The organism is Lutibacter sp. (assembly GCF_030692605.1).
Classification (GTDB): domain Bacteria; phylum Bacteroidota; class Bacteroidia; order Flavobacteriales; family Flavobacteriaceae; genus Lutibacter.
Genome location: NZ_JAUYUD010000007.1, coordinates 19,478 through 44,515, shown reverse-complemented (window position 1 = coordinate 44,515; position 25,038 = coordinate 19,478). Strand labels below are relative to the sequence as shown.

18 protein-coding genes and 1 pseudogene are annotated in these 25,038 nt (G+C 31.2%); 10 read left to right on the top strand and 9 right to left on the bottom strand.

The window, feature by feature from the left end; all coding sequences use genetic code 11:
- From Q8S45_RS00630 to Q8S45_RS00615, 4 genes and pseudogenes are all read left to right on the top strand, one after another.
- Window positions 1-127: pseudogene (locus Q8S45_RS00630) on the top strand (IS982 family transposase); the annotation flags it as partial.
- 243 nt (window positions 128-370) lie between these two features.
- Window positions 371-3,535 carry a SusC/RagA family TonB-linked outer membrane protein gene (locus Q8S45_RS00625; RefSeq protein ID WP_305600283.1) on the top strand — a complete coding sequence of 1,055 codons (3,165 nt, stop codon included), beginning with the start codon at window positions 371-373 and terminating at the stop codon, window positions 3,533-3,535.
- A gap of 18 nt (window positions 3,536-3,553) precedes the next feature.
- Entirely contained in the window at window positions 3,554-5,230 is a 1,677-nt protein-coding gene (locus tag Q8S45_RS00620; protein ID WP_305600282.1) for a SusD/RagB family nutrient-binding outer membrane lipoprotein, read from the top strand.
- 15 nt (window positions 5,231-5,245) lie between these two features.
- A complete protein-coding gene (locus tag Q8S45_RS00615) occupies window positions 5,246-6,175 on the top strand; it encodes a hypothetical protein (RefSeq protein WP_305600281.1) in 930 nt (309 codons plus the stop codon).
- Between the two features lie 124 nt (window positions 6,176-6,299).
- Here Q8S45_RS00615 and Q8S45_RS00610 read toward each other — a convergent pair whose 3' ends face one another.
- From Q8S45_RS00610 to Q8S45_RS00600, 3 genes are all read right to left on the bottom strand, one after another.
- Entirely contained in the window at window positions 6,300-6,581 is a 282-nt protein-coding gene (locus Q8S45_RS00610) for a hypothetical protein (RefSeq protein ID WP_305600279.1), read from the bottom strand.
- Window positions 6,582-7,511: 930 nt separating this feature from the next.
- Entirely contained in the window at window positions 7,512-8,969 is a 1,458-nt protein-coding gene (locus Q8S45_RS00605) for a RagB/SusD family nutrient uptake outer membrane protein (protein ID WP_305600278.1), read from the bottom strand.
- Window positions 8,970-8,986: 17 nt separating this feature from the next.
- Window positions 8,987-12,130 carry a TonB-dependent receptor gene (locus tag Q8S45_RS00600; protein WP_305600276.1) on the bottom strand — a complete coding sequence of 1,048 codons (3,144 nt, stop codon included), beginning with the start codon at window positions 12,128-12,130 and terminating at the stop codon, window positions 8,987-8,989.
- Window positions 12,131-12,403: 273 nt separating this feature from the next.
- Between Q8S45_RS00600 and rlmB the strand changes: the two genes are divergently transcribed.
- On the top strand, window positions 12,404-13,180 hold the full coding sequence (rlmB, locus tag Q8S45_RS00595) for a 23S rRNA (guanosine(2251)-2'-O)-methyltransferase RlmB (protein ID WP_305600275.1): 777 nt from the start codon (window positions 12,404-12,406) through the stop codon (window positions 13,178-13,180).
- 134 nt (window positions 13,181-13,314) lie between these two features.
- On the opposite strand, the gene Q8S45_RS00590 is transcribed toward rlmB, so the two are convergent.
- Complete coding sequence (locus Q8S45_RS00590; protein WP_305600274.1) at window positions 13,315-13,989, bottom strand: rhomboid family intramembrane serine protease; 675 nt, start codon at window positions 13,987-13,989, stop codon at window positions 13,315-13,317.
- 219 nt (window positions 13,990-14,208) lie between these two features.
- Here Q8S45_RS00590 and Q8S45_RS00585 point away from each other — a divergent pair, with 219 nt between their 5' ends.
- Together Q8S45_RS00585 and Q8S45_RS13910 are read left to right on the top strand one after the other, a co-directional pair.
- Entirely contained in the window at window positions 14,209-15,483 is a 1,275-nt protein-coding gene (locus Q8S45_RS00585; protein ID WP_305600273.1) for a replication-associated recombination protein A, read from the top strand.
- A gap of 279 nt (window positions 15,484-15,762) precedes the next feature.
- Window positions 15,763-15,819, top strand: a complete 57-nt coding sequence (locus Q8S45_RS13910) for a hypothetical protein (RefSeq protein WP_371132957.1) — start codon at window positions 15,763-15,765, stop codon at window positions 15,817-15,819.
- Window positions 15,820-16,373: 554 nt separating this feature from the next.
- Here Q8S45_RS13910 and Q8S45_RS00575 read toward each other — a convergent pair.
- From Q8S45_RS00575 to radC, 5 genes are all read right to left on the bottom strand, one after another.
- Window positions 16,374-17,744, bottom strand: a complete 1,371-nt coding sequence (locus Q8S45_RS00575) for a DUF5723 family protein (protein WP_305600269.1) — start codon at window positions 17,742-17,744, stop codon at window positions 16,374-16,376.
- Window positions 17,741-18,292 (bottom strand): hypothetical protein, encoded by a 552-nt coding sequence (locus Q8S45_RS00570; protein ID WP_305600267.1) that lies wholly within the window; start codon window positions 18,290-18,292, stop codon window positions 17,741-17,743. Before Q8S45_RS00570 ends, Q8S45_RS00575 begins: the two co-directional genes overlap by 4 nt.
- Before the next feature lie 19 nt (window positions 18,293-18,311).
- Window positions 18,312-18,992 (bottom strand): YjjG family noncanonical pyrimidine nucleotidase, encoded by a 681-nt coding sequence (locus Q8S45_RS00565; RefSeq protein WP_305600266.1) that lies wholly within the window; start codon window positions 18,990-18,992, stop codon window positions 18,312-18,314.
- Window positions 18,993-19,066: 74 nt separating this feature from the next.
- Entirely contained in the window at window positions 19,067-20,362 is a 1,296-nt protein-coding gene (locus Q8S45_RS00560; RefSeq protein WP_305600265.1) for a hypothetical protein, read from the bottom strand.
- 19 nt (window positions 20,363-20,381) lie between these two features.
- Window positions 20,382-21,080, bottom strand: coding sequence for a DNA repair protein RadC (gene radC / locus Q8S45_RS00555; protein ID WP_305600263.1), 699 nt, complete (start codon window positions 21,078-21,080; stop codon window positions 20,382-20,384).
- Window positions 21,081-21,211: 131 nt separating this feature from the next.
- Here radC and Q8S45_RS00550 point away from each other — a divergent pair, with 131 nt between their 5' ends.
- From Q8S45_RS00550 to Q8S45_RS00540, 3 genes are all read left to right on the top strand, one after another.
- Window positions 21,212-22,114, top strand: coding sequence for an aldo/keto reductase family oxidoreductase (locus Q8S45_RS00550; RefSeq protein WP_305600261.1), 903 nt, complete (start codon window positions 21,212-21,214; stop codon window positions 22,112-22,114).
- A 70-nt stretch (window positions 22,115-22,184) separates the two neighbouring features.
- A complete protein-coding gene (gene trkA, locus Q8S45_RS00545) occupies window positions 22,185-23,531 on the top strand; it encodes a Trk system potassium transporter TrkA (RefSeq protein WP_305600260.1) in 1,347 nt (448 codons plus the stop codon).
- A 2-nt stretch (window positions 23,532-23,533) separates the two neighbouring features.
- Entirely contained in the window at window positions 23,534-25,033 is a 1,500-nt protein-coding gene (locus Q8S45_RS00540) for a TrkH family potassium uptake protein (protein ID WP_305600259.1), read from the top strand.
- The last annotated feature ends 5 nt before the right edge of the window (window positions 25,034-25,038 follow it).

Below are 25,038 nucleotides of genomic sequence, written 5' to 3'. Positions count from 1 at the left end.
TGCCAAAACATTTGATGGATTTAAAACAAGAATACTTTCTAAATTAACCTCGTTGACAATTATTCAATACATTAACAAGTTTATTTTTGAGAGAAATATTAACAACTTAAAAATTAACATTGTCTAAATGCACAACGGGTTTAATATATATTCCGTTTATAATAAGTTCTATACTTTATTTTTCAATTTTCTTCATTGCATAAAATGAATATTATTTAACGCAACCAATTCAATTTCAATGAATCTAATACAAATAGAACAAAAACCATTAAAATGTATTTCCCAAATTATTTGAATAAGTATTGAAATATATTTGGATAATTAACATTTTTTTAGGATTTTTGGCATAATTAATTCAAATAATTATATAATGAAAACAAAGTTTAATGGTTTTTTAACGCTATTATTAGCGTTTATGGTGCAAATAACATTTGCACAGGAAAAAACTGTTACCGGTAAAGTATCTGATGTAAACGGATCCCTACCTGGTGTAACGGTTTTAATTAAAGGTACAAAAACTGGTACTCAAACTGATTTTGATGGTAATTATTCTATAAAAGCAACTTCTGGAGCTGTACTTCAGTTTAGTTTTGTTGGAATGAAAACTGTTGACAAAACTGTGGGTGCAGCCAACACAATTAATGTTACTATGCAAGAAGATGCACAAGCATTGGATGAAGTGGTTGTAACTGCTTTCGGTATTAAGAAAGAGAAAAAAGCACTTGGTTATGCGGTTTCTACAATTTCTTCAGATGCAATTGGAAGCAAACCAGAACAAGATGTAGCGAGAGCTCTTGTTGGTAAAGCGCCTGGTGTTGACATTACACAAACCAGTGGTGTTTCTGGATCAGGAACAAACATTATTATCCGTGGTTATACTTCTATCACTGGAAGTAATCAGCCATTATTTGTGGTAGATGGAATTCCTTTTAACACTGACACTAATTCTGATAGAGGATTTACAGGTGGAAATACTACTGCTTCTAGTCGTTTTTTAGATATTGATCCTTCAAGTATTAAGGAAATAAGTATTTTAAAAGGATTAAGTGCAACGGTATTATATGGAGATCGTGGACGTAATGGTGTTGTATTAATAACAACTAAGAGTGGTGATGCTGGAAACATTAATAAAAAAATGGAGATTTCAGTAACCCAATCACTTTTCTTTAACGAAGCTAATTTACCGGAGTACCAAAATTCGTATGGTAATGGTTTCCAAAATAGCTATTCAGCGGCATTTAGTAACTGGGGTCCTCATTTTGACACAAGAGGAACTGCTGGTGTTGCAGCTGATGGAACTATTCCACATCCTTACAGTAACGCTATTAACAATGCTGCATTCCCAGAATATATTGGGGCGCGTATTCCTTATCAAGCATTTTCAGGTATTGAAGATTTTTTTAGAGTTGGTAAAGTAATTTCAAATTCTGTAGGTATTTCTGGACGTGGCGATAAAGTGGCATATAACTTCAATTATGGTCATACTGATGATGAAGGGTTTACTCCTGGAAATAATTATAGAAGAAATGCTTTTAGTTTAGGTGGACAAGCAGAATTGGCAAACAATTTTACAATTAGTTCTACTTTTAACTTTACAGGCGTAGATAAAACTGCACCAGCATCTGCTGCAGGTTTTGGTAGTAACCCAACTGCTGGTACTGCTTCTCTATTTGCTAACATTTTGTACACTCCTCGAAATCTTGATTTAATGAACTTACCGTTTGAAAATCCAGTAACAGGTGCAAACGTATATTATAGAGGTGGTGGAGATATGCAAAATCCACGTTGGACTGTTAAAAACACAGCAGATTTAGAAATTGTTAATCGTTTCTTTACTAATACAGCCTTAAACTACAAGTTAAATGACTGGATGAATGTAAATTACTCTGTTGGTTTTGATACATATACGCAAAAACAACGTTACCAAATTAATCGTGGTGGACCTCAGGTTCCAGACGGAGTATTAGCTACATCATACCGTATCAACACAACTTGGGACCATACCGTTAGTTTAAATTTTAACAAAACTTTATCTGATAATTTAAACTTAGAAGGAGTATTTGGTGTTAATGCAAACCGTGAAACAAGAGATTTTACTTCAACTTCAAGTACCAATCAGTTTACATTTGGTTTATTTACACATCAAAACTTTGTTGACCATACTGCTTCTAGTAGTAAATATGAAGTTAATAAATTAGGGGCTTACAGTTCCTTAACTTTGGCATATAATAACTATATGTTCTTAAACTTACAAGGTAGAAATGATTGGGCATCAACTTTAGAAAAAAATAATAACTCATTATTCTATCCTTCTGTCAGTTTATCTGTTATTCCAACAGATATGATTGAAGGTTTAAAATCTGACAAAATTAATTATATGAAATTTAGAGTTGGTTACGGTACTTCAGCTGGTTTCCCAGATGCTTACCAAACCAGAGTTGGATTAGGTACAGGAACTAATTCATTTATCAATCCTATAAATGGGAATGTTATGAATGTTCACTCGGTATCTAACCAAGTAGGTAACTTAGATTTAAAACCTGAGTTAATTGAAGAAATAGAAGTTGGTTTTGAAGGAAAATTCTTTAGTAGTAGAGTTTCTGTAGACATCTCTTTATATGATAAAACATCTTCAGATTTAATTATAGATAGAAATTTAGATCCATCTACTGGATTTACATTTACAACTCAAAACGTTGCATCTATTAATAGTAGAGGTATCGAAATTGGTTTAAATCTAGTACCAGTTAAATTTGGTGATTTTACTTGGAATCTAAATGGTAATTTCAGTATCAACGAAAATATAGTTAAATCATTAGCAGAAGGCGTAGAAAAAATTCCAATTGCTGGATTTACAAACTTAGGTAACTTTGCAGAACCAGGACAGCCTTATGGTATTATGTATGGTAGCACTGTTGCTAGAGACGCTAATGGTAATAAAATAGTTGCCTCTACAGGATCTTATTTAGCTGCAACTGAAATTGGTGTTATTGGAAATCCAAACCCAGATTATAAATTAAACGGAAGTACTTCCCTTAATTATAAAGGGTTCTCTATTGGTGCGCAGGTTGATTATACTCATGGTGGAGATATGTACTCTACTACAACTGCAGCAACAATTTCAAGAGGTTTGTCTAAGGATACAGACTTTGACCGTAGTCAAACGATAATTTTAGAAGGTGTTTTACAAAACGGCCAACCTAATAACATTCAAATTAATGCTACACAGTTTGGATTTGAAATGAATGGGTTTTTTATTGATGAAGAAGCTGTACACGATGCTACTACTATACGTTTAAGAGAAATTTCACTTTCTTATGATGTACCAAAGAAAATTTTGGAAAAAACTCCTTTTGGATCGTTATCATTTTCTTTAATAGGTCAAAACCTATGGTACAAAGCTGTTAACTTTCCAAAATATGTAAACTTTGATCCAGAAATGTCAAGTTTAGGAGTTGGAAACGGTAAAGGTTTTGATTATCTAACTGGTCCTACCACTAAAAAGTATGGATTCAATATGAAGTTAACATTCTAATAATTAAAACAATTTAAAATGAAAATATTTAGAAATTTATTATTAATCTCAGCCCTCGTTTTTATGACGGCTTGTGAGACCACAGAATTAGAAATTCTGGATAATCCAAACAGCGTGTCAGCTGGTTTGATTGACCCTGACTTCCTTTTTCATAACGTACAATTAGGATTCAAAAATTTTATCTTTAATGCTAATGATTTTGGTAGTCAAACAACAAGGATGACTCATATGTACGGACCAACCTATGACAACGCATTTTCATCTTCAGCCATGAATACTGTTTGGAGTCAGGCTTATGCAACTGTTTTAGCTGATATTGAAGCATTATTACCTGTAGCACAACAAAAACAATTGTATGTTCATACTGCTGCTGCTAAACTTATAAAAGCTTATGTGTATGTTACTTTAGTAGACATGTTTGGTTCTGTACCTTATACAGAAGCTATTAAAGGATCTGAGAACTTTAATCCAAAAGCCGATGATGGTAAAGCAATTTACCAAGCAATGTTTAAACTTATTGATGAGGCTATTGTTGATTTAGGTAAAACAGCTTTAGCAAATCCTAAAAATGACTTGTTCTATAATGGAAATAAGAATAATTGGATTGCTATGGCAAATACGTTGAAAATTAAGATGTATAACACTGTAAGATTGGATGCATCATTCAATTCAGCAGCGGCGATTACAGCACTTTCTACTGCTAATATCATAGATACGCGTGCAGAGGATTTTGTGTTTAAATATGGTGCTAATAGAAGTAATCCAGATACACGTCATCCATTCTATACTCAACACTATGAAACTGAGAATGGCGATTATATGTCTAATTATTATTTATGGACTTTGGTAGCAGAGAAAGGATTTCAAGACCCAAGAGCTAAGTTTTATTTCTACCGTCAAGATATTGATGCATCTAATGAAGACTCATTTACGTTAGACTGTCCTGGCTTTACATATCCATCTCATTATGCAGCAAAAAAGAGTACCTATGTACCTACAATTGGAGTACCTTATTGTACTTTAGACTATAATTATCCTGGAAAACCTTATACTACTGCAATGGGTTATTGGGGTAGAGACCACGGTGATAACTCTGGTATTCCACCAGATGGAACAAAAAGAACTGTTTATGGACTTTATCCAGGTGGTGGTAAATATGATATTGGTGATGGAAAATCAACCAAAACTAGTGGTACTGTAGGTGCTAAAGGTGCAGGTTATACTCCACTTTTACTTTCATCTTATACTTATTTTATGTTAGCTGAAAACATATTAACTTCTAATCCTGCATTAGCAAGAACACATATTGATACAGGTATCCGTCGTTCATTTGAAACAGTAAACGCATTTGCTCCATTAGATGCAGCTGCTGTAGCTATTTCTGCAACTGCTATAACTAATTATATGAATTTTGTATTGGCTGCTTACGATTCTGCTTCGGCAACAGGTAAAAAAGAAATCTTAATGAAAGAATACTACATTACTCTTTGGGGATGTGGTATGGAAGCTTATAACAACTATAGAAGAACAGGATTACCTTCTAATATGCAACCTACAAGAGAAGCTATTTCAGGACCATTTTACAGATCATTCTTATACCCGAATGACTATGTAGTTTTAAACAATAATTCTACTCAAAAAACAAATACTACTCAAGTATTTTGGGATACGAATCCAGCTGGATTTATTAATTAGTAAATAATATATAAAATGAAAAATATAAAATACATATTCAGTTTACTTATTGTACTGGCCTTTTTTAGTGCTTGTACAGATGATGATAAGGTAACACCACTATTTTCAGAATTGCCAAATGGTGCTTATTTGACTACAACTATAGTATCTGGAACTATTAACTTTAATGATTTAGCATCTTCTAAATTTGAAGCTAATTTAGTTCCTACATACAATGCTGATAAAGCAAGTATTTCATCAGTTGATGTATTCGTAGGTTTTAAAGATAACACCACTGGAAACGGAACAACAGTTGTTGCAGAGAAACTATTAAAAACCATTGCGGGTACTCAATTTTCTTTAGGACAGCCAACTAAATTAATAGTTACTGCTACAGAAGCTATGGCTTCTTTAGCAATAACTCCAGCTCAAATGGATGGAAGTGATGCAATACTCGTGCGTTTACTATTAAAAATGTCTGACGGACAATTGTTTACAGCTAGTAATACATCTGCAAATGTTAAATCAGGTGTTTATAATTCACCATTTTCATGGACTGTTTCTTTAGTATGTCCTTCAGATTTAATTGCTAAATTTGATATTATGCAAACAAATTTTAAATTCAGAGGTGCACCAGAACCTGGTACTCTTAATTTAACAGGTGGAGAATTTAAAAGAGTTGATGGAGTAACTTATAGTATACTTCCAGGTGCAGACTTTGGATGGTGGAATTTCTTATATGGTGCAGGATCTGGTTATGCTACAGGAATTACTTTAAAAGAAGCTTGTGGTAAACTTACTTTATCTGGATCAGACCAATTTGGAGATACTTATAAAATATTACCTGGTACTGTTATTGTTGCAGGTAATAAATTAACCTATCAGTGGGATAACACTTGGGGAGAAGAAGGCACAGTAACTCTTACCCGTACAGATGGTAAACTTTGGCCAACTAATTTGAAATAAAATAGTTTAATTCAAAATATTAAATTTATTCAATTATTAAAAAAAACCGTCTCAATATTCTGTTTGAGATGGTTTTTTTATTTATGAGATTTTTTATTTTTTAAAAATCCAGACAAAATTTCCTTTAGGCTACAATTTTCTTTCTTAAATTGTGACCAAAAGCATTAATCCTAACTCTAATTCTACTTTTTAAAGTCCATTTTAAAAAAATAGTCTTAAAATTATTGTTATGTTTGAGTTGCACAAACATCGGTTCTACATCGGCAGTTAGTTGTTCGGGCTTTTGCGTCCCTTTTTGAATAAAAAGTAATTCTCTTGTTCTTTGTTGGTGTCTTTTAAAGTTGTTATCATTCAACGATTCTGATGGCTTTACCCTTAAAACAAAGACCTCGAAGATGCCATCCAAAAAAGTTTTTGGCTTGGTAGTGTTATACGGTTTATCTATAGCTTACTTGTGACGTTTCTTGACCTTGAAACATTGTGCATTTTTTGTCCCATAAGACACTCATAGTAATCTTCCTTTTTATTGTAATGAAGATTTCCTTTGGTAAAGGGATTATATTTTTTTTGATATATTTTGTATTGTTCTCTATCAAAAGTATTGTATTTTATATCGGCTGTGCGTTGTTTTTATTCAAGATAATCATAGTTTTTATCGCTTCCATAACCTGTATCTGCTGTTATGTTTTCTAGTGTATTTAAAGATTTTCTCTCCAATGGTTTGATCAATATTTTATAAATGAGGTTTTAACGTTTTGGTGTCTATTTGGTTTTGATGCTATTGATCCAAACAAAGTTGTACCGTCCAGCCAGTGCTTCTATTTTTGCGCCAACTTCATAGATTTGTTTTAAGGTAATAAATTCTTCTTTCCTACTCGCTTTAAGATGTTCTTAAAGCTATCTTTTAGTTTCCTGCTGTTAAATCAGTTATTGGTATTATAATTTACAATGGTCTCAACTAGCTTAACTACATAAAGTTGATGTTTTCATGTAGTGCAAGCTCTATTTTAGGTTAGAAATATACATCGGCTATATCCATATACAACCTCACTTTAAACTGTATCTTTGGATAATACTCACAATTGCCTTCTTTGCTAAAAGATTTTAGAATGGGCTGAATGTTCTGAAACTCAAACTGAATGTTTCTCTGGAATTAAATCAACAAATGAATATGGTAAAAATATTATTTGTTATTGATTGTAATGTTCGAGATTAACATTTTGCTATCAGTTTAGCAACAATTAAATACAATAAAATTCAAAGGAAGGCTCAAATAAAATGCATAAAAAAACCGTCTCAGTTGTGAGACGGCTTCTTTTAAAATTAGATTTAAAATTTAATAACCAGGATTTTGTGTTGCTAATTTATTATATAACAATTCATTTTGTGGAATTGGCCATATATATTCATTAGCATTAACCGAAACTGAAGGAACTCCTCCTTTAGCTGCAAAATCTTGACCAAGTCGCATAACATCTAAAGATCTAAAGCCTTCACCAAGAAATTCAATTCGTCTTTCTATAGCTATTTGATCTAATAAAGATTGAACACTTGCAAAAGATGCCACTGTAAAAGAAGTTGAAGCATCAGATCGTTGACGAACAGCATTTAAAAGGGCAACTGCTCTTGTGTCAATTGTATTACTACTTCTTACAGTAGCTTCAGAAAGATTTAAAAGAACCTCAGCATAACGAATAACTTGCATATACTCAACAGCTGATGAACCTCCTTGCCATTTAGTTTGTAAGTATGTTTTACCACCAACCACTCCTAGAAATGCTCTTCTAGAATCTGTTGATTTCCAACCGGTATTAGCTATAATACTAGTTGGTAATAAAGAATACTCACCATTATTACCATTTAAAGTTGACCAATAATAACCTAACCAGTTTTGAGTTCCAGGTGCATCTGAAGCAGAAAACGCAAAAGAAAATACATTTTCAGTTGTTTGTGCAGTTGGCGCAAAAGCAGCAGTTATAGCAGCCACTAAACTATTTGGACCTCCACTAGGTGCTGAAAATGGTGCAGCTGTGGAAACAATCTTGTTAGCTTGAGTTACTACACCAGGATAATCTCTTTTACTTAATAACACCCTTGTTTTTAATGCAATGGCTGTGTTTTTATGAGCTCTTGTGGTTCTATTATAAGTAGTAGTATATGTTAGTGGTAAATTGGTCTCTGCAAAATCCAAATCTAACATTATCTGATCATAAACTTGCCCTACCGTTGCTCTAATTATATCGCTATTTCCACTACTTGTTTCTGCATTAAGTCTTAGAGGAATCCCGAGTTTAGAACCATTACCATCCCAATATGGTCTAGCATATAAAGTCACTAAAGAATAATAAGTGAGAGCTCTTAAAAATCTGGCTTCAGCTAAATATTGGGTTTTTAAAGCGGCATCAATGGGCGATGTTTCCAATCCTTTAATTACAACATTACATCTATTGATTGCAAAGTATCCACTTTGCCAAAAATTGTTTACTTCAGATGTACTAGAAGCTACAGAAAAAAACCAAGTATTTGAATTAGTAACTTGGTTACTTTTTTCATTTAAGAATTCTTCACCTCTGATATCTTGATAAACATAATAACGACCGCCCATAAAGTTTCCTGCTTTTACTCCAGCATACATCCCAAGGACTTGTTGATCTACCCTAGCAGGAGTTTCAAAAGCATTTGCTTCAGAAATTCTCGTTTGGTTTACCGGTGATAGTGCATCATCATCACTACATGATGAAATTACCATTATAGTACTTAGTACAGTAAATAGTATTAATTTTTTTAATTTCATTTTTCTTATATTTTAAATTACAAACTTAGATTTAATCCAAATGAAACCGTTCTTGCTAATGGTGCAGAATTTCTATCAACACCAGCAGATGTACCTGAATTTCCATTGGATGAAATTTCTGGATCAAAACCAGAATAATTAGTAAATGTATAGGCATTTTGTACGCTCAAATTAAATCTGAAACTAGAAAGACCCAATTTTGTAACTAAATCCTCAGATAAACTATAGCCAAGTGCAATGTTTCTTATTTTTACAAAATCACCTTTTTCAACATTTTGAGAAGATGGCATAGAAGATCCGTTTGAAACATTATCACCAAAAACTATTCTTGGAATATCTGTTACGTCTCCTGCCTTTTGCCAACGAGTTAAAACTTCATTTGCGTTATTCCAAACTCTCATATCACGTAAACCAGCTTTAGTTCCGTTGTATACATAATTTCCTCCAGAAAAATAAACATTGACATCTAAATCAAATCCTTTATATTTAAATGAATTGGTAAAGCCCCCAAAGTATTTAGGTATAGAAGGCCCCATAATAACACCATCTGCTGACTGACTAGGAGCTCGAGTAACTGTTCCATCACTCACTTTAGTCCATCTATTTGCAACTGCAGCAGAATGATCGTATTGTACAGCTGTACCATCTTTATACAAGAATATTCTTCTTCCATTAGCAGGATTTACACCATCAGTTTTTACCACATAAAAACTACCAACAGACTCATTAACTCTAACAATATTAGCAGATTCTAAATTTGAAGAAGCTATTAAAATATCTGCTCCTGTTTCGTCTAATGCTGTTACTTTATTTTTTTGAGTTGTAAAGTTAAAACTGGTATTCCATTTAAAATTACCTTCTGTTAATATTTTAGCATTTAAAGTAGCTTCAATTCCTTTGTTATACATACTTCCAACGTTGGCAAGGATTGCATTTCCATTAGGAATTCCAGTTGAAGCAGCTTGTCTTACACTTAAAATTAAACCATCAACATCACTTTTATAATACCCAAACTCTCCTGTAAATCTATTATTTAAAAGACCAAAATCCAGACCAAAATCCATTTTTTTACTAGTCTCCCAAGTTAGATTTTTATTACCAGCTTGTGAATAAAACAGCGTACCATTAGTGCCATTTAAGCCAGCATCAAAAAAGCTACTTGCAGCATAACTTGAAATACCCTGATTGTTACCAACAGAACCATAACTTCCTCTAAATTTCATTAGATTGAAATTTTTACCAAAACTAGAGTCTTTAAAGAAATTTTCTTCCGATAGTACCCATCCTAAAGATGCACCATAAAAATTACCCCATTTATTACCTTCAGCAAAAGCAGAATATCCATCACGACGCGCATTAACAGAAAGATAATATTTATTATTGAAATCGTAATTGATACGTCCAAAATAAGATTCCAAATAATTTTCAACTAATAAATTTCCTGCCACAACAATGGTGCTAAAACCACCTTGGTATTCATTAAAAAATGGATCAGAAACACCTCTTCTAGAAGCTCCCCAAGAATTAATTTCAGAATATTGTCCTTCATTTCCAACTAAAGCACTTAAATTGTGTTTTTCAAATAAAGTTGTATTATAATTTAAAACATTTTGAATTGAAGATCTGGTATATCTATTCATGGTATTTGTTGCAGAACCAAGCGCTGATAAACCATCACCGTGCAATGCATCTAACCAATCCTTATTTTCAGTTACTAGATTATCAATTCCATAAAGTGTTTTAAAATTTAATCCTTTTGCTAATTGAAAATTAGCATAAAAATTAGACATTACATGGTCATTTTGTGCTGAAAAAGTATTCTTATCTAAAAGATATTTAGCATTTGCCCATTGTAAATTAGATTTATTATTACCTTTTCCAATTGTACCAGCAAGTAAGTTATAAGTTCCATCAGCATTAAAAGGACCCACGTTAGGTGCTTGTGCAAAAGCTAAACGAGCAGCTCCAGCAGAAGCAAATGAACTTCCATTAGCAGATCCGGTAGACAATCCATCAGTAATTGAGTTTGTATAACTAAATACAGCACCTAAACTTAACCAACTATTTAGTTTGTGGTCCATAGAAAATCTACTATTAATTCTTTTAAAATCATTATTAATAAACATTCCTTCTTGGTCTAAATGGCTTAATGATAAGTAATATTTTGTTGATTCAGTTGCGCCAGAAATATTAAGAGATTGTTCGTTTGCAAAACCATCTCTATAAGCATAATCATACCAATTAGTATCAACTAAATTACCCTCAGCATCTGTCATTGTATAAAAACCAACTGTTGTTCCATTTGGAGGTGTTCCAAAATTAGTTAACCCTTCATTCTTAATCATGGTAAAATTTTCTGCATTTAAAACTCCAATTAAATTATAAGGTGAAGTAACACTCATAGAAGTTTGGAAATTAACAGAAGTTTTTCCTTGTTTTCCTTTTTTGGTAGTAATTAAAATTACACCAGCGGCAGCTCTAGATCCATAAATTGCAGAAGCAGCAGCATCTTTAAGTACTTCTAAACTCTCAATATCGGAAGAATTAATACTCGATAAAGGATTATTTGCAGCATTACTCTGGTTTAAGTTATCACCATTCCAAGTTGGAACACCATCAATTACAATTAATGGATAAGAACTTAAAGAGATTGAACTTACCCCTCTTACACGAATAACAGCTTGATTACCCAAAACCCCATTAGGAGATGAGACATTTACACCTGATGCGGCACCAGATAATGCTTGATCAAAACTTTGTACACGTGTAGCGCTTAATTTTTCACCACTCACAGTTGAAATAGCACCAGTTACTTCGCGTCTTTTTTGCGTTCCGTAACCTACTACAACAACCTCTTCCAATGCTTGAGAATCTTCTTGCATTGAAACATTAATTGTGTTGGCTGTACCCACAGATCTGTCAACAGATTTCATACCGACAAAACTGAAAACTAATACATCTCCAACGTTAGCAGATAATGAATAATTACCATCAAAATCTGATTGTGTTCCTTTTGTGGTTCCTTTAACAACCACGCTCACTCCTGGTAATGCACCACTTGCATCGCTAACTTTACCAGAAATTACTTTTGTTTGAGCAAACGTTATGTTCATTCCAAATAGAAGAACAATTGCAGTAAGCCAAAAAGTAAATTTTCTCATACTTTAATAAATTAGTTAAATAATAAATTTAATGTTCCATTTAGCTATAAAATAAAACAAAATATTGCATAAATACTGACTTCATTTAAATTCTATAGATTCGATAAATATACATTTTATTTTAATTCAAAAAACCGTACTATTTCACTTATTTAAAGTATTTTTTTACCCTAGTCTAAATTCTTTTTTAGCATAAAACCACTCATTATAAATTGAGTCTTGTTTCATTTAATTTGGTATTGATTATATAAAAATGATTAATACCTTTGCTTCATGGAAAACGAAGTTTCAAAAATGTTTGGAATTAGAGCCGTTATAGAGGCTATTAATTCAGGAAAAACCATTAGTAAGGTTTTTTTACAAAAAGACTTAAGTGGTCATTTATTCTCAGAATTAAACTCACTTATTAAAGAACATAATATTGCTACAAGCTATGTTCCTGTTGAAAAATTAAATAGATTATCTAAAAATGGAAATCATCAAGGGGTTGTTGCACAAACATCTGCTATTGATTTTATGGATTTAGATGATTTAATTACCACTATTTTAGAGAATGAAACTACTCCTTTATTTCTACTATTAGATAAAATTTCTGATGTTCGAAATTTTGGTGCTATTATTAGAACGGCTGAATGTACCGGTGTTGATGGAATTATAATTCAAAAACAAGGAAACGCACCAATTAGTGCCGATACTATAAAAACTTCTGCCGGAGCTGCTTTTAAAATACCTATATGTAAAGTCGATCATTTAAAGGATGCTATTTTTCAGTTTCAAGGTGCTGACATCCAAATTGTGGCCGCTACCGAAAAAACAGATACTTTGATTTATGATGTCGATCTAACCTTGCCTACAGCCTTAATAATGGGCTCTGAAGATAGAGGAATCAACCCTTCTATTTTAAAAATAGTAGACCATAAAGCTAAATTGCCTTTATTAGGTGAAATAGCATCGTTAAACGTTTCTGTAGCTTGTGGTGCTTTTTTATATGAAGTTACAAGACAGCGGTTGAAAAGTCCCTCAACCCCCAAAGGGGGAATTACTTCTTGAAAAGGATAATGGTAAAAGGGTGAAATGTGAAATGTGAAATGTGAAAGTTCCAAACTTTCGAAAAATACCATATTAAACTAAAGAGAATTTAGGAGTTATTTTTGGATGTTTCTCTGACAATTAATCTGAGCTTTTTAATTTTCATTTGCTATATCATTTTCATCTTCTGTTGGTGGTATAAAATTTCCTTCATCATCAAATAAATTATCAAATTCCTCATTTTTTGAATATTCAAAATTTTCTGGTTGTGGTCCACTTTTTTTAACAAAAAAAGCCATAGCTAAACCTACTAAGAATCCAGATAAATGACCTTCCCATGAAATATGTTCTTCCGTTGGAAAAATATACCAAATCATACTGCCATATAAAAAAACAACTATCAACGAAAGTGCTATTAAACGATAATATTTTCTTATAATTCCGCTAAAAAAAATAAAACTTACTAAAAAATAGATAACTCCGCTTGCCCCAATATGATAAGAGTCCCTTGCAATTAACCAAGTTATAAAACCTGTTAATAAGGTTCCAATTACAATAACTTTAAACGCAATTTTATGATAGAAATAAAACATACCACCCAACATAACAAACAATGGCATAGAATTATTAAACAAATGCTTTATATTGCTATGAATAAACGGTGAAAACAGAATACCTCTAAGACCTATGATTGTTCTAGGATATACTCCAAATTTATTAAAATTAAAACCTCCATAGATTTCAATAAAATAGATAAACCAAATCGTAATTATTGTTACTATTGGGATAAAAAAAGTACTCCTTTTAAATCTAAATTGATTTTCGTGCATTGAATTAATTTACGCTATGAATATACTAATTTTTTAAAATATTACTGAACATTTTAAAATAATGATTCCGTTTGTTTAGTGTTAGGAATAGCAATCCTTCGACTTGACTCAGAATAAACTTACCTTTTTATTTTTCACTTAAAAAGATTTAATGAATAATCCGCACACAAATGTAATGTAGCGTAATGCCCAAAACATTTTAATTCTTATTTTTACAGTATGAATGAACCATTGGCAGAACGAATTCGCCCAAAAAACTTGGATGATTATATTAGTCAACAACATTTAGTTGGTGAACATGGTGCGTTAACACAGCATATTAAAAGAGGAATTATTCCTAGTTTAATTTTTTGGGGACCACCTGGTATTGGAAAAACTACATTAGCTTTTATTATTGCCAAAGAATCTCAACGCCCTTTTTATACCCTAAGTGCCATTAGTTCTGGTGTTAAAGATATTAGAGACATTATTGATAAAGCGAAACAAAGTGGTGGTCTATTTACAACTAAAAACCCAATTTTATTTATTGATGAAATTCACAGATTTAGCAAATCTCAACAAGATTCTTTACTTGCCGCTGTAGAAAAAGGTTGGATTACCTTAATTGGTGCTACCACAGAAAACCCCAGTTTTGAAGTAATTCCTGCACTTCTTTCGCGATGTCAAGTATATATTCTAAATTCTTTTGATAAAAGAGATTTGGAAAATTTATTAGAAAGAGCTTTACAAACAGATGTTCTAATTTCGAAAAAAAATATCACCATTAAAGAATCGGAAGCACTGATGAGAGTTTCAGGAGGCGATGCACGTAAACTTTTAAATATTTTTGAATTGGTGGTGAATTCTGAAGATGAGCCAATAATTGTTACCAACGAATTAGTGCTTTCAAAAATTCAAAAAAATACTGTCTTATACGATAAAACTGGCGAACAACATTACGACATAGTCTCTGCTTTCATAAAATCTATTAGAGGTAGCGATCCAAATGCTGCAGTTTATTGGTTGGCACGGATGATTGAAGGTGGCGAAGACGCAAAATTTATTGCCCGCCGATTGTTAATTTTAGCTTCGGAAGATATTGGTAATGCAAACCCAACTGCATTAATTTTAGCCAATAGTACATTTCAGGCTGTTACAACTATTGGTTTTCCTGAGAGTAGAATTATATTGAGTCAATGTGCCATTTATTTGGCAACTTCACCTAAAAGTAATTCGAGCTATGAAGCCATCAAAAACGCACAACAGTTAGTTAAACAAACTGGAGATTTGAGTGTTCCGTTACATTTAAGAAATGCCCCTACAAAATTAATGAAGGAGTTAGATTATGGTAAAAATTACAAATACGCTCACAGTTTTGATTCAAATTTTGTTGATCAAGAATTTTTGCCTGAAGAAATTTCTAACACCAAATTATATGACCCTGGTTTAAATAATAGAGAGCAAGTTTTAAGAAATTATTTAAAAGATTTATGGAAAGATAAGTACAACTACTAATTTTTTCGTTTATAAACTGTCACATTTCCATTGTTTTGGTCTACCCTTAAATTACCTTCTACATCTAACTCAACTAATTTAGGTTGTTTAAAAGCTGCCCATTTAATTATAAAGATTTTCGGTTTTGAGGTGGTAAAAATCTGGGCAATTTCTAAATGTTCATCACCAACAACTACTATATATTCTGACTCATTTTTTTTTATTGTACCCACTCCATAATTTCCAAAGTCATAATTTCCGACTAGCCCATTTTCAGAAGGTTTAACCGCTAAAACTTCGATTGGTTCTTCAATTGGTTTACTCATTATTTTAATTTTAGGTTCTTTTTTAATTTGAACCTCTTCAACTTCTTTTATTTCTACATTAGGTGTAACAATAACCTCTTTCATTTCTTTTTTAACAACGCCCATACTGGTTACATTTGCAGCAGTATTATATTTATAATTCAAGTTTTCCAATTCTGTAAATGCATTTCGAATGGCTTCTTGATACCCTTTTTTATAATCTTTCTCCTTCGAACTTCCTTCAGCAGTGGATAAAACAATAGTATTATAACAATCTAATAAATCGATTTTAACCTTGGTTGTAAACATACTTGAATTATCTACTATTAGTGTTTTTAACGCCAAACACCCATTATTTGCTACCTCTTGTGGTAAAGAGTCATCACTAAAAAACACAGTATACCCAGCCTTATTAAATAAAAATTTTGTGAGAGAATTTAATTGATATTGATCATCCAATTTTTGAAACTCAAACCTTTTTGGAACTAGAATATATTTGTAATTATTTAGTTGTTGTTGCCCAAAATTAAGGGTAGTGTAAAATATAAGTAAAAAGGTAATTATAACTGATTTGCTCATTGCTGTTTTTATTGAAAGTTAAATATACTAATTTTTATTTGTAATAATAATATTGGCTCCTACTTGTAATCCAAAACTTTTAGCATCATACACGTTTTTTAGACTAAGTAAATTATCTGCAACAATATATGCATTAATAATTCCCAGTTTTGCCGATATTCCAAATCCAATATTCGAAAATGAAAATGGATCGACTGTATATGTGAATTTTGAGTGAAGGTTTTTCGCAATTCTTTTTTCAAAAAATAAAGTTGCTGCTATGAATGTATGAACTGAGCTAACTCTTGAAAATAAATGCAATCCAACATGGTTTTTAAAATTTGCCTCTTGTGTCAGATACCTACAATCGTTATCGCGCTCACCAAACCCATAACTTATAGCTCCATTCAATTTTAGCGGTTTAAATGAAATATACTTTTCATTTATGGTGTCAAGTATAACATTTTCCTCAAAATCATCTTGTAAATTTCCCCAGTAATCTTCTGGGTTGTTCTGATCAAAAAGAAGGTTTAAACCTTCTACTGAATAATTCCCTTTTATGGAATACGATTCCACATTTTTTGTATGATAAACAAAACCAACATCTTGGATACTACCACTAATGGTAACATTTTTATCTAAATGATGTGTAAATCCAAAGTCAAAACCAACACCTAAACTTCCTCCGAATAACATATTTTTTTGAATATATTTTGCATTAAAATCTTCATTTTCATCTAACATTATTCCAGAAGATTGAACCAAAGCATCTACTTGATTTAGTTGATGTTTATAAGTGTTATTTGTCCCAAAGGTTGTAACTAAATTTCCTGCATTTTGTTTAGTTGAAATATGAAATGCACTTGAATATAATTTTGCTCGAACACCAAATATCCATCTATCATTAAATTTTCGAGAAAGACCAGCATGAAATACTCCTTGAAGTTCTCCACTTCCTGATAATTTATTAATTCTATAGGCTCTATTTAAAACCGTATTTCCTTCATAAAACAAGTCGACCAAATCTTTTGGAATTTTCAAAAGCATATCAAACTCCTCATAAAATCCAAATGATAAAAAGTCTGAATTTGGTAATCTGAATCCTACATTTACAATTTCTAGTTGCTGATTAATAGAAACAAATTCTGTTTTATCTAATGATGCAATTGTTCTTTGAATTTTTTGGTTGATATTAATTCCATCATCGGCAAACAAATCATACGCAGAAAACCCTGTAAAACCACCAATAAAAGAAATTTGAGAAGTAAATGGAATACCCACATGGACATCATGGGAAACTTCTGCTCCTGGATTTATTAGTAAGGTTTGAGGTAATTCGGCAAAATTATATAAAATTTGCTTATTTTGAGATAAAAGCAAAGAACAGTTTATTAAAAGAATCCATAAAACTTTCTTCATACTTTTTTATAGTTAAAATATAAAGTTGCTGATGATTTAATATTCAAATTATAAGTATCCGTTGCTTTAATAATTTCACCTGTTGTACTAGGTTGCAGTACCATACTAAAACCGAAATAAATAGTGCTATAAATTACACTAATATCTTCTTTGGGAACTGTAATTACAGTGTTTTTAGTGTTTGAATTTGAAGGAATTACAATGTTTGGTTTTAAAATATAAATAGGCTGCATGTTTTCATCATAAAAAATTACTTGAAGGGTAAATTGCCTATTAAATGTGTTTTTAGTTACTATATTAAATTCTATTTTTTCTAAATAATCCTTCATTCCCTCTTTTACGGATGCCACAACAACATCAGATTGTAAATGAATTTCTTGATTTGAAGTATTTAAAAAATCAGATGCGTAAAAATCTAAGTAAAACAGCGTTGATATAAAAGAAGTGTGAATATCAATATCATCCACCTGATTGAAATCCACATCTTTAGTGCAACTTAATGTACTAACCAACATACAGAAAGCTATTGAAATTTTAATTAATTTCATTTTCAACATCATACCTTTTTTATAAATAATTCTTAATGGCTAACAAGTTAGTTACTGACTTAATATTTGAAGAAACAGCATCTCCATTTGCATTAAAAAAAATAACATCTAGTCCAACATTTTTTGCTCCCATTATATCAGCCTCCCAATTATCTCCAATCATAATAGATTGAGATGCTTTTGTTTCAGCTAGTTCCAATGCATAATTAAAAATTAATGGGTTTGGTTTTTTAACACCAGCCGCTTCCGAGGTAATTATTTGTTCGAAATACTTGTTTAAGCCCGATTTGTTAATTTTTTCATATTGCACTTCATTAAAACCATTGGTTATAATATGAAGTTTATACTTTAAAAACAAATAATCCAATAATTCTAAAGTGCCTTCAAATAAATAATTATTATTTGGTAAAACATCTATATAATCGTGTGCTAACTCGTGTATTAAAGAATCCTTTGCATTGAAATTTATAATTTTAAAAGTGTCTTTTAGCCTACCGTAGCGCAATTCTTCCTTTGAAATTAGCTCATCACGATACAATTTCCAATAATCTTGATTAATAGTTCTATAATAGTTTAAGAATTTTTCTAAACTAACTTTCACTTTATGTTTATCAAATATGGTTTCGAATGCCATATCTGAATTTGTTTCAAAATCCCATAGTGTATGGTCTAAATCGAAAAAAACGTGTTGTATCTTCATATTTGCAAATGTACTACTAATCTAAATTATTGATTTTAAGTAACCCTTTTTTTTCTGGGAAATTTATACTATTATCAATCTATCACTGCTTTTTTGTACACTTCTGTCCACCCTTCCCATTCCTTATATTCACTCAAAGTTTCATTATGAAATAGGCTAATAAAAGTCCCATTTACTTTTTTAACTTCCTCTTTTAATTCTAAAATTTTAGCTAAACTTTCTTCTTTTGATAAATTCATATGATCTTTTAACATGAAATCCATGACAACAAATGGAAACACCCTTAAAGGTGTTTGAATTTCATAATTTAGGTCGTAAAAATAAAAAGGAGTACAAGTACTTGCTCTAAAACCGGCCAAATTTGCATAACCCATTGAATAATCTTCCTTTATATCTGCATCAATTAAATGTTGATACGTTTCTGGAATTTTTAATCTTAAATAATGTTGTCTAGAAAATGTAACATCATTATTAATAATACCTTCTAGTCTCAGTTTTTCTTTTTTAAATTTATCATAATTCAAATAAGAATAATATGAAGGGTGCAAACCAACTTTGGTATAATCGGCTAAATATTTTATTAAAGATCTAAACTTCATATTCTCATAAGAAAGGTTTCTATCGAAAGAAGTATAGCTCCCTATTAATATAAAGAATAAGGTATTGACATTATGTTCTTCCTTAATTTTTAATATTTCTTCATACGTGTCAAATGGGTCTTTATCAAAATTCAATATTACTTTAATTCTTTTCCAAATGTTTGCGGTATTGAACTGAAAAATATCGTTTGCAAAACCACCTAAAGAACGAACGAATCCTTTATTTTTATAGGCATATGCGTTGTCAATATCAATGGTAGCAATACTAATAAATTCTCTTTCTTGAATTGGATAATTTGGAAATTTTCTCTTAAATAAGTCCAATAATTTATAAGCCCAAATATCTATTAAAGGTTTCTCTAAAAACCCATTTTTATAAGCAAGGCTCTCTGATACTGGATATCTATCGTGAAAATCTCTTATGTGCGGCAAATACTCCTCATACCTACTTATTAAGTAAAACCCAGCCGCAAAAATATCAAATGGAATGTTTGAAGGTTCCTTCATAGGAAAAAAACAATGTGTTTCATCCCAATTTAAAACTTGAATTTCAATGTCATTTACGCCTTGTTCCAATAATAAATTATGACTTTTCAAAAAAAACTCTAACCCTAAAGGTGCTTTTGCATAGGTCATTTTTGGGCCGTTATGAGCCACAAATTCATCAACTACATTAGTAAATTTTATTGGTATTTGTAAAATTCTAACAAAATAATGCTTAAAAATATAATTAATTCTAGGTGTAATTTTTGGTGTATATACTAAAAGCATTGTATGTTATTGTAACTATTTAAATTAAGTTTTCGTCTGCAAAGCTAAAATAATCATTTTCGGTAATAATTATGTGATCTAAAACTTTAATATCAACTATTTCCCCTGCATTTTTTAATTTTTTAGTAATGTCTTTATCAGCAACGCTTGGAGTTAATTTTCCAGATGGGTGATTATGACATAAAATAAGTGCCGTTGCAGATAGTTCAAGCGCTTTTTTAAAAACCAATCTTACATCTACCAAAGTACCAGTTAATCCACCTATACTCAACTGAAATTTATGCAAAATTTTATTTGAATTATTTAGAAATACAACCCAAAATTCTTCATGATGCAACTCCCCTATAATAGGTTGCATCGTATTAAACACATCTTTACTGCTTGTTATTTTAGGCAATGCCACTGCTTCTTCTAATCTTCGTCTTCGCCCTAATTCCAAAGCCGTAATAATAGAAATTGCTTTAGCCTCACCAATCCCTTTAAATTTTACTAGATCTGTAACAGACAATTTTCCAAGTTTATTTAAATTATTATCTATTGAAGTTAAAATTCGTTTTGACAAATTCACGGCACTTTCTCCCGCACTTCCAGAACCAATTAAAATGGCTATTAATTCGGCATCTGATAAAGACGATTTTCCTTTCAATACCAATTTTTCTCTTGGCCTATCGTCTTCGGCCCATGATTTTATGGTCAAACTTTTTAATGGATAATTCATAGTCATTTTTTTTCAAATATATGAATTCTTGAACGTTCAATAAAAAATGAATAAAACATTAGAATCTTAAAGAAATATTCAACATAAATTTTTATTTTCGAAGTTCTATATTTCATATTTAATTTATCAGGATGCAAACTATTAAAATAGCTGAAGATTTTACAATTTCAAGATTAATTCACGGACATTGGCGTTTAAATGACTGGAATTTATCGACTCAAGAATTAATCACACTAATAGAAAGAACTTTCGAATTAGGTATAACTACCATAGACCACGCAGATATATACGGAAATTACACGTGTGAAGCTCTTTTTGGAAATGCTTTAAATTTAAATAAAGGGGTACGAACTAAGCTTCAATTAATTACAAAGTGTGGTATAAAATTGAATTCAAATAAATATCCTGACAGGAAAGTAAAAATTTACGATTATAGTTATCAGCACATTGTTTCATCTGTTGAAAATTCTTTAAAAAATCTGCAAACAGATTATATCGATTTACTTTTATTACATAGACCTTCTCCATTTTTTAACAATGAAGAAGTTGCAAAAGCATTTACGCATCTTAAAAAAGAAGGTAAAGTTCTCCATTTTGGAGTGTCTAATTTTTCAGCTCAGCAATTCAGCACTTTAAATTTTTTTATCGAAAATCCTCTTGTTACCAATCAAATTGAAATTTCTCCTTATTCATTAGAACATTTTGAAAACGGAATGCTCGATTTTCTTCAAAAAGAAAAAATAAATCCTATGGCTTGGTCTCCATTGGCAGGAGGAAATTTATTGAACCCAACTGATATAAAAGGAATTAGAATTAAAAAAGTGTTAGAAGAAATTAGGCTGGAAATAAATGCACCTTGCATAACTTCGGTAATATATTGCTGGTTATTAATGCACCCTTCAAAAATGGCACCAATAATAGGAACAGGTAATATAAATAGGATAAAACTTGCCTCTGAATCGTTACTCCTAAAAATGACTTTAGAGCAGTGGTTTCAAATTTATATTGCATCTTTAGGAAAAGACCTTCCATAATTAATAGCACTTCATAAAAAAAAGAATTGAGTAAAAAATAATAAATACCTTTGCAACTAATATTTACACTATGAAAATTATAATTGTTGGTGCTGGAGATGTTGGCTTTCATTTAGCAAAGCTACTTTCATATGAATCTCAAGATATTTATTTAATTGACTTAGACGCAGAAAAGCTTGAATATGCAGGTAACCACATTGATGTAATTACAAAACGGGGAGATGCTACTTCAATTAAACTTTTAAAGGAAGTTAATGTAGATAAAGCTGATATTTTCTTAGCTGTTACCGAATCACAAAACACCAATTTTACTATTTCAGTGATTGCAAAAAAACTGGGTGCAAAAAAAACAATTGCCCGAATTTCAAACCACGAATTATCTCAAAATACTGAAATTGATTTTGCTGAAATTGGCATTGATTATATGATTTCCCCTGGTGAATTAGCTGCCGATGAAATTAAAATGCTATTGCATCAATCTGCTTTTAATGACACTATTGAGTTTGAAAATGGCACCCTAAATATTTTAGGAAGTAAATTGGAATACGACTCTCCATTAATTAATTTAACAGTTCAAGAGGCTAAAGAAAAATTTAGTGAAGTAGAATTTATTACCATTGCAATAAAACCAGAAAAAAGTAATATAACTATTATCCCACGAGGAGATACAAAGTATAGTGCAAACGACCAAATTTATTTTTCTACTCCTAAAAGCAGTATTAAAAAATTGTATAAATTAATGGGTAAAACTGAATTTGGCGTAAAAGATGTAATGATTTTAGGCGCAAGTAAAATTGGTGTTAAAGCTGCAAGAAATTTATGCGATAGTAATTTTAATATAAAATTAATTGAATTAGATAAAGAGCGAGCGAAAGATGTGGCTGAAAAAATACCAAAAGCATTAGTTATTAAGGGAGATGGCAGAAATGTTGAATTATTAGAAGAAGAAAATATTTCTCAAATGGATGCTTTTATTGCCGTAACAGGAAATTCTGAAACCAATATAATGTCTTGTTTGGTTGCCAAATCTAAAGGCGTTAAAAAAACCATTGCTTTGGTTGAAAATATGGACTATATAAATATTAGTCAAACTATTGGAATTGATACTTTAATAAACAAAAAATTATTAGCTGCAAGTGCCATTTTTAAACACGTCAGAAAAGGGGAAGTATTAAAACTGGCTAACCTACATAATGTAGATGCTGAAGTATTAGAATTTAGAGTAAAACCAAATTCTCCAGTAACAAAAAATTTGGTTAAAAATATCCAACTTACTAAAAAAGCAGTTTTTGGTGGTGTCATAAGGGATGGTAAAGCATTAATGACTTTTGGTGATTTTCAAATACTGGAAGGCGATAAGGCTGTGGTGTTTTGTTTGCCAGAAGCCATTCATTTAGTTGAAAAATTATTCAACTAATTATGAAAAATCTTAATTATAGAATAATCATAAGTTTTTTAGGATTAACAGCAATCTTGAATGGCTTTTTTATGCTTTTAGCCGTTCCTTTTAGCTTGTATTACAGGGAGCCTGAAGGTTGGGGAATTTTAAAAGGTGGGATTATAACTATATTTTTTGGCTTTTTCCTTTGGTTTTTCAACAGAAAGGCATCCAAAACTTTACACAAAAAAGAGGGCTATTTAATAGTTACTTTTGGTTGGCTCGTACTTTCATTTACAGGAACTTTACCCTACATTTTTACAGATACTATTCCTTATTTTACCAATGCGTTTTTCGAAACAATGTCGGGATATTCAACAACTGGTTCCTCTATTTTAAATGACATTGAATCGATGCCAAAAGGTATTTTATTTTGGCGAAGTGCAACACATTGGATAGGCGGTATGGGTATTATTGTACTTGCAGTTGCAATTCTTCCTCTTCTTGGTATTGGAGGAATGCAATTATTTATGGCAGAAGCTCCAGGACCATCAGCAGATAAAATGCATCCACGAATTACTGAAACTGCAAAAAGACTTTGGCTAATTTATTTTGCACTAACAATGGCCGAATTTTTACTTTTAAAAATTGCTGGAATGACCTGGTTTGATGCCATTAACCACTCAATGGCAACAATGAGTACTGGTGGTTTTTCTACCAAAAATTCAAGTGTGGCCTATTGGGATCACGCTCCCTTAATTCAGTATATTATCACAATTTTTATGTTCATAGCGGGAACAAATTTTGTATTGACATATTTTGCAATGAAAGGAAAAATATCAAAAGTATTTAATAGTGAAGAATTTAAATATTACTTTTTTGGAGTATTAGGTTTAACCTTATTAATGACATTTTTAATAATTAATTTTCAAGATCAGAGCCTAGTTTCAACTATTGCTCATCTTAAAAATTATGGTGAAACAGAAAGTGCTTTTAGGCATGCCGCATTTTCAGTGGTTTCGATAATTACAACTACCGGTTTTGTATCTGCCGATTTTACAACGTGGAGTTCTTTCGCAACCATGATTATGTTTTCACTATTTTTTATTGGTGGTTCTGCTGGTTCAACGAGTGGAGGTGTAAAAATTGTACGCCATATAATTATGATAAAAAGTAGCTTTTACGAATTTAAAAGATTACTTCATCCAAATGCAATAATTCCTGTTAGATACGACGGTGGAAGTGTTCCAAAATCTATTGTTTTTAATATCTTATCTTTTTTTGTGTTATACATGGGAATTTTTATAATGAGCTCGGTTGCACTTTCTTTTGCAGGACTCGATTTTAACTCAGCCATGGGTGCAGCGGCATCTTCATTAGGAAACATTGGTCCAGCAATAGGGTCGGTGAGTCCTATTAATAATTTTTCGCATTTATCGGATATCGCAAAATGGATTTGTGCCTTTTTAATGTTAATTGGAAGATTAGAATTGTTTACTGTTTTAATTTTATTGACACCTTTCTTTTGGAGGAATAATTAATAAAA